Origin of the sequence: Streptomyces sp. NPDC014894 (assembly GCF_043080985.1) — a bacterium.
Lineage (GTDB): Bacteria > Actinomycetota > Actinomycetes > Streptomycetales > Streptomycetaceae > Streptomyces.
This window is the reverse complement of sequence record NZ_JBIBWD010000026.1, coordinates 1-12,703: the sequence shown is the minus strand read 5'-3', so window position 1 is coordinate 12,703 and position 12,703 is coordinate 1. Positions and strand designations below refer to the sequence as shown.

Below are 12,703 nucleotides of genomic sequence, written 5' to 3'. Positions count from 1 at the left end.
TGGATCGTGTCGTTCGGACGTCCGCCGAACGATCCACAGCCTGGGCGGGGCGGCGGGCCCGGGACAAGCGATCCGGGCGCCGATGGAACGGTGGAACCATTCCACCCCCGCTGACGTGGGGTTCTTCGGGAGGGGTGGAACGCCGCCCCGGAACGGGCGGGGGAGCTGGGGCGGTTGAGCACGCGAGAGTCCGACACCGAGGCGTTCGCGCGACGGCTGCGCGAGCTGCGCGAGGGCTCGGGGCGCAGCTATGGCGCGCTGGCGCGCCGGGTCGGGGTGAGCGCCTCGACGCTGCACCGCTACTGCTCGGGTCGCACCGTCCCGGTGGAGTTCGCTCCCGTGGAGCGTTTCGCCCGGCTCTGCGGCTGCCGGGGCGAGGAACTCGTCGCGCTGCACCGCCTCTGGCTGCTCGCCGACGCGGAACGCGGCAGACGCCAGGAGGCGGCCGGAGCCCCTTCCCCTTCCCCTTCCCCTTCCCCTGTGCCGGTACCGGGCTCGGGTCCTCCGGCGGTCTCCCCGGGGTCCGACGCGGCCGCTTCGGGTGGGCCCGGGGTCCCGGAGGGGCCGGACGCGATGGCCTCCGGCGCGGAGGGAGAGGGCAGGGGCGGCGAGACCGGTGCGCCGGAAGGGGCTGCTGTGACCGGGCCCGGCGCGGCGGACTCCGGCGCCCCGCGTGCCGGCCTCGCGGCCCCGGACGGCGGGCCGGGCGTCACGGCCGTGTCCGGCGGGCCCGGTGGCGACCCCGTGTCGGACGGTTCCGGGAGGGCGGGCGGCGATGCCCCCGCGCCGGAAGGGACCCACGGCGCGGTCGTGCTCGGAAGGGCGGCCGGAGGTACGGGAACGCCGCGGCGGCGTCGACGGCGGGCCGGGGCGGCGGTCGGCGCGGCCGTGACCGCGCTGGCCGCCCTGGTCGCGCTGCTGTCGTACGAACCGCCGCCGTCCGGCGTGGACGGCCGGCGGACCTCGGCCGGGCTCACCCCCGACGGCCGCGGCGCGATGCCCTCCGCGTCCGGGCGGGACGCCGGCACGCCCTCGGCCGGCGCGTCCCCCTCCGTACCGACGGAACGCGGGTCCTCCGCGCCCGGGCTCGGTACGCCGGAGTCGTCCGCCCGCGCGGGGGGTTCGGAGTCCCGGGCCGCCGCCCCGGCCGGGCCGTCGGCCACCGCGAAGGCCGAGCCCGAGCCCAAGCCCAAGACCAAGCCCAAGACCGAACCCGGTGCCAAGGCCGGGGACGGCCGGACGCCGCCGTTCACCGTGACGACCGATCAGCACGTCTGGCAGAACGCCTGCGACCACACCTATCTCGTCGGCCGCGCCCCCGGAGCCGTCCCGCCGCCGCCCGCCGAGTCCGACGCCCGGCCGTGGGCCGCTTCGCTCGGCGCGGTGCACGGCGGCGACACGAGGGTGCGGCTCACCGTGCAGGGCCGGAGCGAGCGCGCCGTCGTCCTCCAGGCGCTGCGGGTGCGCGTGGTCGCCCGGCGTGCGCCGGTCCGGTGGAACGCCTACCGGATGAGTCTGGGCTGCGGAGGCTCCCTCACCCCCCGGATGTTCGACGTCGGTCTCGACAGCCCGCGCCCGGTCGCCCGGCCGGTGGCGGGCAGCGACTCCGGGGTGGAGATCCCCGCCGTCTCCTTCCCCTACCGGGTCTCCGCCACGGACCCGGAGGTCCTGCTGGTCACCGGCCGCACGGCCGGCTGCGACTGCGACTGGTACCTGGAGCTGGAGTGGAGCAGCGGGGACCGCTCGGGCGCGGTGCGCGTCGACGACGGCGGACGGCCCTTCCGCACCAGCGGGATCCGGGACGCGACCGCGCACGAGTACGACCTCGTCACCCGCCGCTGGGTCGAGGCCTCGTCGGCGGAGGGCGAGGGCGCGGATCCCCGAAGCACCGGGAGCCCCGACGGCGGCGGGGCCGGTAGGACTGGTGGGGCCGGCGGGGCCGACGGGACCGGCACGTACGCGGCGCGGGCCGTGGAGTCCGGGTCCGGGGCTCCGGAGGGCCCCTGAGCCGCCCGCGCCCCCGGGGCGGCCGTGCTCAGAGCAGGGTCAGCTGGGTCTGTTCCGGCTGTTCCGGCTGCTCGGGCCGCTCACCGCCCGGCCCGCCGGCGCCCGGCCGTCCGATCCGGCGGGGCAGCCCGGGACCCGACGGGCCGATCCCGAACTCGGTCGCCAGCTCGTGCACCTGGCGGGTGATCCGGCGCTGGTACCACGTGGGCGCGTACGCCCCGGCCGCGTAGAGCCGCTCGTACCGCCGGACGAGCGAGGGGTGGTGCTCGCGGAGCCAGGCCATGAACCATTCGCGGGCGCCGGGCCGCAGATGCAGCACCAGCGGCGTCACCGAGGTCGCGCCGGCGGCGGCCACCGCGCGGACCGTGGCGCGCAGCTGGTCGGGGCTGTCGCCGAGGAAGGGGATCACCGGCGCCATCAGCACGCCGCAGCCGATGCCGTGGCCGGTGAGCGTGCGGACGACGTCGAGCCGCCGCTCGGGCGCCGGAGTGCCCGGTTCCACCGTGCGCCACAGGGTCTCGTCGGTGAAGCCGACCGAGACCGAGACGCCGACGTCCGTCACCTCGGCCGCCTGGACCAGCAGATCGAGATCGCGCAGGATCAGGGTGCCCTTGGTGAGGATGGAGAACGGATTGGCCCGGTCGCGCAGCGCCGCGATGATCCCGGGCATGAGGCGGTAGCGTCCCTCCGCCCGCTGGTAGCAGTCCACATTGGTGCCCATCGCGACATGCGCGCCCTGCCAGCTCCGGGCGGCCAGCCGGCGGCGGAGCAGCTCGGGCGCGTTGACCTTCACCACGATCTGGGAGTCGAAGCCGAGGCCGGTGTCGAGGTCCAGATAGCTGTGGCTCTTGCGCGCGAAGCAGTACACACAGGCGTGGGTGCAGCCCCGGTAGGGATTGACCGTCCATTCGAACGGCATACGGGAGGCTCCGGGCACCCGGTTGAGAATCGAACGCGCCCGTACCTCGTGGAAGGTGATGCCTCGGAATTCAGGAGTGTCGAACGTTCTCGTGGTCACGGCGGACGCACCGAAGAGCGCGGCGTCCCCGGTGGACTGCGGCGTCGACGGGTTCTCGGCCAGATGGTCCCAGCGCATGGTCGCCTCCTCGAACAGGACTGAGCACAGATTAGAACACTTGTTCCCATGATCGTCTCGGTCCCGGGCTCCGGGGCCCCGGATTTGGGCCCCCGCACCCGAGGTGGTTGGCTAAGCCAGGCCCAAGCGGCACCCCCGAACAACCGAGTGCTGGAGGAACAGCTATGGCGCAGGTCGAGGCCACGACGGAACGGATCATCGCGGCGGACGCGGAGACCGTGATCGACACACTGGCCGACTACGCGAACACGCGCGCGTCGCTCCTTCCCGGCCAGTTCAGCGAGTACGAGGTGCGCGAGGGCGGCGACGGCGAGGGAACCCTCGTCCACTGGAAGCTCCAGGCGACCAGCAAGCGGGTCCGCGACTGCCTGCTGGAGGTCACCGAGCCCGTCGACGGCCAGCTGGTCGAGAAGGACCGCAACTCGTCCATGGTCACCACCTGGACCGTCACCCCGGCGGGCGAGGGCAGGTCCAAGGCCGTCGTCACCTCCGTCTGGAAGGGCGCGACCGGCATCGGCGGATTCTTCGAGCGCACCTTCGCCCCCAAGGGGCTCGCCCGTATCTACGACGTCGTGCTCGCGAACCTCGCGGCCGAGACCGAGAAGGCGGCCGGGGAGAACGCCGGCAAGTAGGCGGAGCGGCGGCGTCCGGCGAGGGTCGCACGGTCGGCCGGCGGGCGGTCCGGCCGACCGGTCGTCCGGCCGACGGGTCGTCCGGGTGACGGGGGAGTGCGGCGGGGGGCGCGGAGACCGGGTCGCGCGCGGCTTGTGCGCGGGCGCGCGCGACCTGTTCCGCCGTTGCCCGGCGCATGACCTCCGCAGCGCCGTACCGTGGTGCGAGACCGCGCGTACCGGCGGCGGGGAAGGAGCCTTCCACCCATGCACCGTGGTGTTCCGCCGCCCAGGGCCCAGCGGTCTCCCGCGCCCGGCCCGATCCCCCTCGCCGCGGTGGTCGTGGACGGTGACGGTCTGGTGTCGCACTGGTCGGCCGGCGCGCGACGGCTCTTCGGCCCCGCCCGCGAGGACGCCGTCGGCAGGCCCGCGCTCGACCTCCTCCCGGTCGCGGGCGCGCTCGCGCCGGAGGGGGAGTACGCGGCGTACGACGGCGGCCCCGGGTTCGACGCCCGGCTGTCCCTCGCGGCGGGCCGGGCCCGGCTCTTCACGCCGGGACGCGAGCGGATCGATGTGATCTGGTGGGCGTGTCCGATGGCCGGGCCCGGCCCCGCACGGCTGCTCGTGCTCGCCGCCGACGCCGCCCGGTTCGGGGAGACGGACGCGTACGGCCCGACCGGCGACGGCGAAGTGCCGGGGCGCGGGGACGGCGGGCGGGAAGACCGTCCGGTTCGAGGCGCCGCCGTGGAAAGAACGGCCGGGTCGACCGAACTGCTTGCCGATTCAACGGTCAGACGATAGACCGCTCATGACGCTGTGTCATATCATATGGAGAGTAAGTCATGAGCGTGACGAAACGCTACGCGGCCGCCTGGGAAGGGTTCTGGGCCGAGGCCACCGGCGTCCCCGGAGAGATCTTCTGGGACGCGGAGCCCGAACTCACCGCCGGACTCCATCTGGCGCTGTACGAACCCCATGTGGACCACCCCGGACTCACCCTGGTCGACCTCGGCTGCGGCAACGGCACCCAGACCTGGTTCCTCGCCGACCGCTTCCCCCGGGTGCTGGGGGCCGACCTCTCGCCCGCCGCGCTCGCGCTCGCCCGCCGACAGGTCCGGCCCCGGCGGTACGGCGACGCCCCCTCGGGCACCCCCCGGTTCCGGCGGCTGGACATCGTCGACCCCGCGATGGTCGCCCAGCTCCGCGAGGAACTGGGCGACGACTGCAACATCTACGTACGGGGGGTGCTGCACCACCTCGACCCCAAGGACCGGCAGCCCTTCGCCGACGCGGTCGCCGCGCTGGTCGGCACGCGCGGCCGGGCCTTCGCCGTCGAACCGGCCGAGGCCGCCGCGCGCCGGCTGGCCGACCTCGCGCGACAGCCCTCCGGACCGCCGCCCAAGCTGCGCCCGCTCCTCCGGCACGGACTGGTCCCCGGCGCGCCGGCCGAGTGCGATCCGCCCTGCCTCTTCACCGCCGCCGGGCTCTCCGTGCTGGCCTCCGGGGAGCTGCCGCTGACGACCACGGAGTACGAGCCCGACGGCTCCCGCGTCGAACTCCCGTCGCGGTGGCTGGTGGTCGGCCGGGACGGATGACCCGCCCGTACCGCCGCCCGGCCCGCGAGCCCTCGTACCCCTCGGACCGTCCAACAGCGGCTCAGAGCGCGTCGAGCCGCTGCGCCTTCTCCTCGCGGTGCTGCGCGCGGAAGAGGACGGCGGCCCGCCGCCGGCTCGACCGCGCCCCCTCGTCCCGGCCGAGCCGCGGCAGGGCCTCCCCGACGCGCTCCGGCGTGTTCGCCTTCTCGGAGATGTCGCCCAGCTCCTGGAAGAGGGCGCGGGCCCTTCGGTAGTGGCCGAGCGCCTCGGTCGGCCTGCCCGCCGGACCGGCGACGAAGCCCGGACCGGCCGGTGCGCACGCCTCGCCGTCACGGAAACCGCTCGCCCGGTGCGGCGCGAGCGCCTCCCCGCGGTGGGCCGGCGCCCGCCCGTGCCCGCCGAGCCGGGCCCCGTACCGGCCGACGGCGTCGAGCGCGTCAGCCTCCGCGAGACGGTCCCCGCCCAGCCGCTGGAGCCGCAGGGTGTGGCGTACACGGGTCAGCGCCTGCCGGTCCTCGTCCCGCCGGGCCCACGCCCGGGTCGGCGCATCGTGCCCCCGGGCCTGTCCGGCGAGGTCGCGGGCGGACTCGGCCCGCATCGACGTCGAACGCCCGGCCCGCGCGGCGCGCGGACGCCGCCGCGCCGCTCCCGTCCCGCTCGATGCCCCGTGGCCGGGGAACGGGACCGGCCTCGGCCCCCGCTCTGCGGCGAACCGTGGCGAAACCTTGCCCCCGCAGGTCAGCGCCGTACCGGCCGGTGTGGCGGGGTGCCCCGGCGACGGTCGAACCGGGAGGGTTAGGGTGAATCATGAAGATCCTGATCAGCGCCGACATGGAAGGCGCGACCGGAGTGACCTGGCCGGCGGATGTGCTGCCCGGCCACCCTCAGTGGGAGCGGTGCCGGTCCATGTTCACCTCGGACGTGAACGCGGCGGCGCTCGGCTTCTTCGACGGCGGCGCGGACGACGTCCTCATCAACGAGGCCCACTGGAGCATGCGCAATCTGCTGCTGGAACACCTGGACGAACGTGTTCAGATGCTGACCGGACGGCACAAATCGCTCTCGATGGTGGAAGGCGTCCAGCACGGGGACGTGGACGGCATCGCCTTCATCGGCTACCACACCGGCGCGGGCGCCGAGGGCGTCCTCGCCCACACCTATCTCGCCAACCAGCTCACGGGCGTCTGGCTCAACGGGGTCCGGGCGTCCGAGGGGCTGTTGAACGCCCATGTGGTCGCCGAGTACGGCGTCCCCGTCATCCTCGTCACCGGAGACGATCTGACCTGCGTGGACGCCCGGGGGTACGCCCCGGACGCCCGGATGGTCGCGGTCAAGGACCATGTCTCCCGCTACGCCGCCGTGTGCCGCACCCCCACCCGTACCGCCGCCGACATCCGGTCCGCGGCCCGGGAGGCCGCGGCGCTCGCCGTCCGGCACGAGCCGGTGCGGGGCGGGCCGTTCGCGATGGAGCTGGAGTTCGACGCGGAGCATCTCGCGGCCGCCGCCACCGTCGTGCCCGGAGTCGCGGGCAGCGGCGAACGGCGGGTCGGCTACACCAGCGAGACCATGTACGAGGCGATTCGTACCTTCAAGGCGGTCACCACGATCGTCTCGGCAGCGGTGGAGGAGCAGTATGGCTGAGGTGAGCCGACACGACGGCGGTACGAGTCCCATCGACGCCCGGGCGCTGGACGAGGTGGTGACCTTCACCTCCGAGCTGATCCGCATCGACACGACCAACCGGGGCGGCGGGGACTGCCGGGAGCGCCCGGCGGCCGAGTACACGGCGGAGCGACTGGCCGCCGCCGGCCTCGAACCCGTCCTGCTGGAGCGCACCCCCGGGCGCGCCAATGTAGTGGCCCGGATCGCGGGCGCCGACCCCACGGCGGACGCGCTGCTGGTCCACGGCCATCTGGACGTGGTGCCCGCCGACCCCGCCGACTGGAGCGTCGACCCCTTCTCCGGGGAGGTCCGCGACGGAGTCGTCTGGGGACGCGGCGCGGTCGACATGAAGAACATGGACGCGATGATCCTCTCCGTGGTCCGGGCCTGGGCCCGCGCGGGCGTCCGGCCGCGCCGGGACATCGTGATCGCCTACACCGCCGACGAGGAGGACAGCGCCGCCGACGGAGCCGGCTTCCTCGCCGCCGAGCACGCCGGCCTCTTCGAGGGCTGTACCGAGGGCATCAGCGAGTCCGGGGCCTTCTCCTTCCACGCCGGCGGCGGGATGACCCTCTACCCGGTCGCCGCCGGGGAGCGCGGCACCGCCTGGATCAAGCTCACCGCCCGCGGCAGGGCCGGCCACGGCTCCAAGGTCAACCGGGCCAACGCGGTCAGCAGGCTCGCCGCCGCCGTCGCCCGGATCGGCGACCACCGCTGGCCCCTGCGGCTCACCCCCACCGTCCGCGCCGCCCTCGCCGAGATGGCCGCGCTGCACGGCATCGACGCCGACGTCCACGCCGAGGACTTCGACGCCGACGCGCTCGTCGCCAAGCTGGGCCCGGCCGCCTCCCTCGTCGAACCGGTCCTGCGCAACAGCGCCAACCCGACGATGCTGGACGCCGGATACAAGGTCAATGTGATCCCCGAGCACGCCACGGCCTATGTCGACGGACGGATGCTGCCCGGCGCCGAGGACGAGTTCCACGACACCATGGACCGGCTCACCGGACCCGACGTGGAGTGGGAGTTCCACCACCGCGAGAGGCCCCTCCAGGCGCCCGTCGACTCGCCCACGTACGACAAACTGCGCGCCGCGATCGAGCGCTTCGACCCGGACGGGCACGTCGTGCCGTACTGCATGTCCGGCGGCACCGACGCCAAGCAGTTCTCCCGCCTCGGGATCACCGGCTACGGCTTCTCGCCGCTGAAGCTGCCCGTCGGCTACGACTACGCCGCGATGTTCCACGGAGTCGACGAACGCGTCCCCGTGGAAGCGCTCCACTTCGGCGTCGAGGTGCTCGACCACTATCTGCGCTCGGCATGAGGGCGTCACACGGGAGGACGGACATGGCATCCACCGGCGCGTACGGCAGCTGGCCGTCGCCGATCGACGCGGCGCTCGCCGCCTCGCACGACGGCCGGCCCGAATACCTCGGCACGGTCGGCGCGGAGGTCTGGTGGACCGCGCCCCGCCCCGCCGAGGGCGGCCGCCGGGCGCTGATCCGCGGCCGGGCCGACGGCACGGAGGAGTCCGTGCTCCCCGAGCCCTGGAATGTGCGCAGCCGCGTCATCGAGTACGGGGGACACCCCTGGGCCGCCGCGGACCGCGCCGACGGCGGCCCGCTCGTCGTCTTCGTCCACTTCCCCGACCAGCGGCTGTACGCGGTGGAACCCGACCGGCCCGGGTCCGCGCCCCGCCCCCTCACCCCCCTCTCGCCGGTCGGCGACGGGCTGCGCTGGGCCGATCTGCGGATCCACCCGGAGCGGGGCGAGGTCTGGGGCGTACTGGAGGAGTTCACCGGCCCCCGCCCCACCGATGTGCGCCGGGTGATCGCCGCCGTCCCCCTGGACGGCTCGGCCGCCGACCACCGGGGCGCGGTACGCGAACTCTGCGACGACCGGCGCCGTTTCGTCACCGGCCCCCGGCTCTCCCCGGACGGCCGGCACGCCGCCTGGATCGCCTGGGACCACCCCGCGATGCCGTGGGACGGCACCGAGGTCATGCTCGCCGATGTGACGGAGCACGGGACGTTCGCCGGCGTCCGGTCCGTCCCCGGCGGCCCCGACGAGTCCGTCTGCCAGGTCGAGTGGGCCCCCGACGGCTCCCTGCTCCTGCTCACCGACGCCGACGGCTGGTGGGCGCCGCACCGGGTCGACGCGGACCGGCTGTCCGCCGGGGCCCCGGCGGACCCGGACCGGCCGGCCGGCCCCGCAGCCCGCCGCGCGTTCGGGACCCCGCTCTGCCCCGGCCGCGAGGAGGAGTTCGGCGGCCCCCTCTGGAAGATCGGCCTCCAGTGGTGCCACCCCCTGGAGAACGGACTGATCGCCGTGATCCACGGCACGGGGACCACCGCGCTCGGCATCCTCGACCCCAAGAGCGGCGAGGTGGCCGACGCCGTGGGCCCCTGGACGGAGTGGGCGCCCGCCCTCGCCGTCCAGGGCGACCGGGTGATCGGCGTCGCGGCCTCCCCGCGCAGCGGCTACGAGATCGTGGAGCTGGACACCCGCACCGGCCACACCCGGGTCGTCGGCGCGGCCCACACCGACCCGGTGGACCCCGCTCACTACCCCGAGCCCGAGGCGCGCGTCTTCACCGGACCCGACGGCCGCGAGATCCACGCCCACATCCATCCGCCGAGCCACCCCGAGTGGACCGCGCCCGAGGAGGAGCTGCCGCCGTACGTGGTGTGGGCGCACGGCGGGCCCACCAGCCGCGCCCCGCTCGTCCTCGATCTGGAGATCGCCTACTTCACCTCCCGCGGCATCGGCGTCGCCGAGGTCAACTACGGCGGATCCACCGGCTACGGCCGGGAGTACCGCGACCGGCTGCGCGGACAGTGGGGCGTCGTGGACGTCGAGGACTGCGCCGCCGTCGCCCGCGCGCTGGCCGCCGAGGGAGCCGCCGACCCGGACCGGATCGCCGTCCGCGGCGGCAGCGCGGGCGGCTGGACCACCGCCGCCTCGCTGATCGCGAACGACGTCTACGCCTGCGGCACCATCCTCTACCCCGTCCTCGACCCGGAGAGCTGGGCGACCGACGAGACCCACGACTTCGAGTCGCGCTATCTCGATTCGCTGCTGGGACCGGCCGGGGAGTTCCCCGACCGCTACCGCACCCGCTCGCCGCTGCTCCACGCCGACCGGGTCACCGCCCCCTTCCTGCTCCTCCAGGGGCTGGACGACGTGATCTGCCCGCCCGCGCAGAGCGAGCGCTTCCTCGCCCGGGTCGCGGGGCGCGGGATTCCGCACGCGTACCTCGCCTTCGAGGGGGAGAGCCACGGCTTCCGCAGGGCGGAGACCATGATCCGCGCCCTGGAGGCCGAACTCGCCCTGTACGCGCGGACCTTCGGCGTCCCGCGCACCGACGTCCCGCCCCTGGAGCTGACCTCGTGACCCTCGCCCCGCTCACCCGTCCCCGGCGGCTGCGCCACGGGGACCGGGTCGCCGTCGTCGCCCCCAGCGGACCCGTCCCCGACGACCGGCTCGACGAGGGCCTGGAGATCCTGCGCTCCTGGGGCCTCGACCCCGTCGTCATGCCCCATGTCCGGGGCCGGCACCGGCAGTTCGGCTATCTCTCCGCGTACGACGGGGACCGCGCCCGCGATCTCACCGAGGCGTGGTGCGATCCCTCGGTGGCCGCCGTGCTCTGCGCCCGGGGCGGCTACGGCGTCCAGCGGATGACCGACCGTCTCGACTGGACGGCGATCCGCGCCGCCGGACCCAAGCCGTTCGTCGGCTACAGCGATGTGACCGCCCTCCACGAGGCGTTCGCCCTCCGCGCGGGGCTGGCCACCCTGCACGGACCGATGGTCGGCACGCTCACCTTCCTCAAGGACGAGACCACCCGGGAGTCGCTGCGGGCCACCCTCTTCGAGCCCGGGACGGCCCGCGTCATCGGCCGGCCGACGGCCCGCGCCCTGGTCCCCGGCCGGGCCCGGGGCGTCACCTTCGGCGGCTGCGCCAGCCTGCTCGCCGCCGACGCCGGCACCCCGCACGCCCGCGCCTCGGCCGAGGGCGGACTGCTGATCCTGGAGGACGTGGGGGAGAGCGACTACCGTCTCGACCGCGTCCTCACCCAGCTGCTGCGCGGCGGCCTGCTGGCGGGCGTCACCGGCGTCGCGCTCGGCTCCTGGGCCGAGTGCGGTCCGTACGAGCGGGTGCGGGAGGTGCTGCGGGACCGCCTCGGCGGCCTCGGCGTGCCGGTGGTGGAGGAGCTGGGCTTCGGCCACGGGGACGTCAATCTGACGGTGCCGCTGGGCGTCACGGCCGTCCTCGACGCCGACGCGGGCACGCTCACCCTGGAGGAGCCCGCGCTGCGGTGACCCGGTGACCCGCTGCATCCGCGAGTCCGCGAGTCCGCGACTCCGGGCGAGTCCGTGAATCCGTGAATCCGTGCGCCGGACGGTGCGGGACGGACGGCGGCTGAGCGCCGTCACGGTGCGGGACGGCGCTCAGTCGTCGTCCCGCACGGTCAGGCCGATGACCCCGGCCAGCGCGGGCGCGAGATCCAGGATCTGGGGGGTGCTCACCGTCGCGCCCCGCAGCGCCTCGATCCCGGAGGCGATGCCCAGCCCGGCCGCCCCGCGCAGATCGACCCCGGTCAGCGTCGCCCGGTCGAGACGGACCCGGTCCAGCGTCGAGCCGGGGAAGTCGACATCGGTCAGCGCGGCCCCGCCGAAATCGACGTCCCGCAGCAGACAGCCGACGAAGGAGACCTCCCGGAACCGGGCCGTCCGGGCGTTCACCGAGTCGAACTTGCAGTGGTGGAAGACGACGCGGCGCAGCTGCGCCCCGGACAGCTCCGCGCCCGCGAGCACGCTCTCCGCCCACTCGCCGTCCAGCCAGGAGCTGTCCGCGAGATCCGCGCCCACCACCCGGACCGAGTGCAGCCACACCTCGTCGAAGCGCGCGCGCCGGTAGCGGCCCCCGGTGAAGGTCACCCCGGAGAACGCGCACTGGGTGAAGTCGCTCCCGCCGCCGTCCGCCTCCGCCAGCTCCCCACCGTCGAAACGCAGCCATTCATGGCTTCCCTCGCGTTCGATCTCCCCGGTGAACGGCTCCAGCCGGTGGGCGTAGGGCAGCCGGGAGAGATCCCGGGGGGTACGGCTTCGGGCGGCGCGGGCTCGCACGGTCTTCCTCCAGCGGATCCGGGTACGGGGAGGTCCCGGCGCGCTCGCGGCGGGGTGCGGGACCGGGTCCATGCCTATCGCGCGCCGCCGCCGCACGGCCAATCGGCTCCGGCCCGCGCGCGGCTCGCGGCGTACGAGCCGTCGTGCCGCGCAGCCCTCGGGGAATCCGTATCAACACGACAAAGGCCGCTTTTCCCTGGTGGGCGCTCCGTCGTTTCCGGGGCCGGTCGCCGCTCCTCGGGGCCCGTCGCCCCGGTCGGGACAAGGCCCGTGGGGTGCGAGGAGCCCGTGGCGCGGCCCGCGCGCCGAGTTCGCCAGAATTGATTCTCCGCCAGGACCGCCGGTGGGCCCGCGCCGCGATCCGGGCTCCTGGGGCCGTGGGGCGAGAGCGCGCGGCCGGGGCGCCGCCGGAGGCCGGGGGCGGGCGCGGGCGGGAAGGCGCGGGCCCGGGGGCCGGGCGGCGGGGTGCGGGCGGGAAGGCGCGGGCCCGGGGGCCGGGCGGCGGGGTGCGGGCGGGAAGGCGCGGGCCCGGGGGCCGGGCGGCGGGGTGCGGGCGGGAAGGCGCGGGCCCGGGGGCCGGGCGGCGGGGTGCGGGCGGGAAGG

11 protein-coding genes are annotated in these 12,703 nt (G+C 75.3%); 8 read left to right on the top strand and 3 right to left on the bottom strand.

Annotated elements, in window-relative coordinates:
• The first annotated feature begins 174 nt into the window (after window positions 1-174).
• The gene (locus tag ACF089_RS35000) at window positions 175-2,007 is read left to right on the top strand and encodes a helix-turn-helix domain-containing protein (protein WP_392035988.1); all 1,833 of its coding nucleotides are present in this window, start codon (window positions 175-177) and stop codon (window positions 2,005-2,007) included.
• Between the two features lie 28 nt (window positions 2,008-2,035).
• Here the strand turns inward: ACF089_RS35000 and ACF089_RS34995 are convergent, their stop codons facing one another.
• Window positions 2,036-3,103, bottom strand: a complete 1,068-nt coding sequence (locus tag ACF089_RS34995) for an Rv2578c family radical SAM protein (RefSeq protein ID WP_392035985.1) — start codon at window positions 3,101-3,103, stop codon at window positions 2,036-2,038.
• 164 nt (window positions 3,104-3,267) lie between these two features.
• Between ACF089_RS34995 and ACF089_RS34990 the strand changes: the two genes are divergently transcribed.
• From ACF089_RS34990 to ACF089_RS34980, 3 genes are all read left to right on the top strand, one after another.
• Window positions 3,268-3,735: an SRPBCC family protein gene (locus tag ACF089_RS34990; protein ID WP_392035982.1), complete on the top strand. Its 468-nt coding sequence runs from the start codon at window positions 3,268-3,270 to the stop codon at window positions 3,733-3,735.
• 246 nt (window positions 3,736-3,981) lie between these two features.
• Complete coding sequence (locus ACF089_RS34985; protein ID WP_392035980.1) at window positions 3,982-4,515, top strand: PAS domain-containing protein; 534 nt, start codon at window positions 3,982-3,984, stop codon at window positions 4,513-4,515.
• A 41-nt stretch (window positions 4,516-4,556) separates the two neighbouring features.
• Window positions 4,557-5,309 (top strand): class I SAM-dependent methyltransferase, encoded by a 753-nt coding sequence (locus ACF089_RS34980; protein ID WP_392035977.1) that lies wholly within the window; start codon window positions 4,557-4,559, stop codon window positions 5,307-5,309.
• 61 nt (window positions 5,310-5,370) lie between these two features.
• On the opposite strand, the gene ACF089_RS34975 is transcribed toward ACF089_RS34980, so the two are convergent.
• The gene (locus tag ACF089_RS34975) at window positions 5,371-5,907 is read right to left on the bottom strand and encodes a hypothetical protein (protein ID WP_392035974.1); all 537 of its coding nucleotides are present in this window, start codon (window positions 5,905-5,907) and stop codon (window positions 5,371-5,373) included.
• A gap of 209 nt (window positions 5,908-6,116) precedes the next feature.
• On the opposite strand from ACF089_RS34975, the gene ACF089_RS34970 reads away from it, so the two are divergent.
• The 4 genes from ACF089_RS34970 to ACF089_RS34955 are packed head-to-tail and all read left to right on the top strand — an operon-like array spanning window position 6,117 to window position 11,293.
• Window positions 6,117-6,950, top strand: coding sequence for a M55 family metallopeptidase (locus ACF089_RS34970; RefSeq protein WP_392035971.1), 834 nt, complete (start codon window positions 6,117-6,119; stop codon window positions 6,948-6,950).
• Window positions 6,943-8,295: a M20/M25/M40 family metallo-hydrolase gene (locus ACF089_RS34965; protein ID WP_392035969.1), complete on the top strand. Its 1,353-nt coding sequence runs from the start codon at window positions 6,943-6,945 to the stop codon at window positions 8,293-8,295. Before ACF089_RS34970 ends, ACF089_RS34965 begins: the two co-directional genes overlap by 8 nt.
• Before the next feature lie 23 nt (window positions 8,296-8,318).
• Complete coding sequence (locus tag ACF089_RS34960; RefSeq protein ID WP_392035967.1) at window positions 8,319-10,364, top strand: prolyl oligopeptidase family serine peptidase; 2,046 nt, start codon at window positions 8,319-8,321, stop codon at window positions 10,362-10,364.
• Window positions 10,361-11,293 (top strand): LD-carboxypeptidase, encoded by a 933-nt coding sequence (locus tag ACF089_RS34955; protein ID WP_392035964.1) that lies wholly within the window; start codon window positions 10,361-10,363, stop codon window positions 11,291-11,293. The genes ACF089_RS34960 and ACF089_RS34955 overlap by 4 nt, the downstream gene beginning before the upstream one ends.
• Before the next feature lie 129 nt (window positions 11,294-11,422).
• Here the strand turns inward: ACF089_RS34955 and ACF089_RS34950 are convergent, their stop codons facing one another.
• Window positions 11,423-12,100, bottom strand: a complete 678-nt coding sequence (locus ACF089_RS34950) for a pentapeptide repeat-containing protein (protein WP_392035961.1) — start codon at window positions 12,098-12,100, stop codon at window positions 11,423-11,425.
• Window positions 12,101-12,703 lie beyond the last annotated feature (603 nt).

Excerpts from the sequence above, each read along its gene's own strand:
- ACF089_RS34975 (WP_392035974.1), bottom strand. The coding sequence starts at position 5,907 with ATGCGGGCCGAGTCCGCCCGCGACCTCGCCGGACAGGCCCGGGGGCAC.
- ACF089_RS34985 (WP_392035980.1), top strand. The coding sequence starts at position 3,982 with ATGCACCGTGGTGTTCCGCCGCCCAGGGCCCAGCGGTCTCCCGCGCCC.
- ACF089_RS34990 (WP_392035982.1), top strand. The coding sequence starts at position 3,268 with ATGGCGCAGGTCGAGGCCACGACGGAACGGATCATCGCGGCGGACGCG.
- ACF089_RS34965 (WP_392035969.1), top strand. The coding sequence starts at position 6,943 with ATGGCTGAGGTGAGCCGACACGACGGCGGTACGAGTCCCATCGACGCC.
- ACF089_RS34980 (WP_392035977.1), top strand. The coding sequence starts at position 4,557 with ATGAGCGTGACGAAACGCTACGCGGCCGCCTGGGAAGGGTTCTGGGCC.
- ACF089_RS34995 (WP_392035985.1), bottom strand. The coding sequence starts at position 3,103 with ATGCGCTGGGACCATCTGGCCGAGAACCCGTCGACGCCGCAGTCCACC.
- ACF089_RS34970 (WP_392035971.1), top strand. The coding sequence starts at position 6,117 with ATGAAGATCCTGATCAGCGCCGACATGGAAGGCGCGACCGGAGTGACC.
- ACF089_RS34960 (WP_392035967.1), top strand. The coding sequence starts at position 8,319 with ATGGCATCCACCGGCGCGTACGGCAGCTGGCCGTCGCCGATCGACGCG.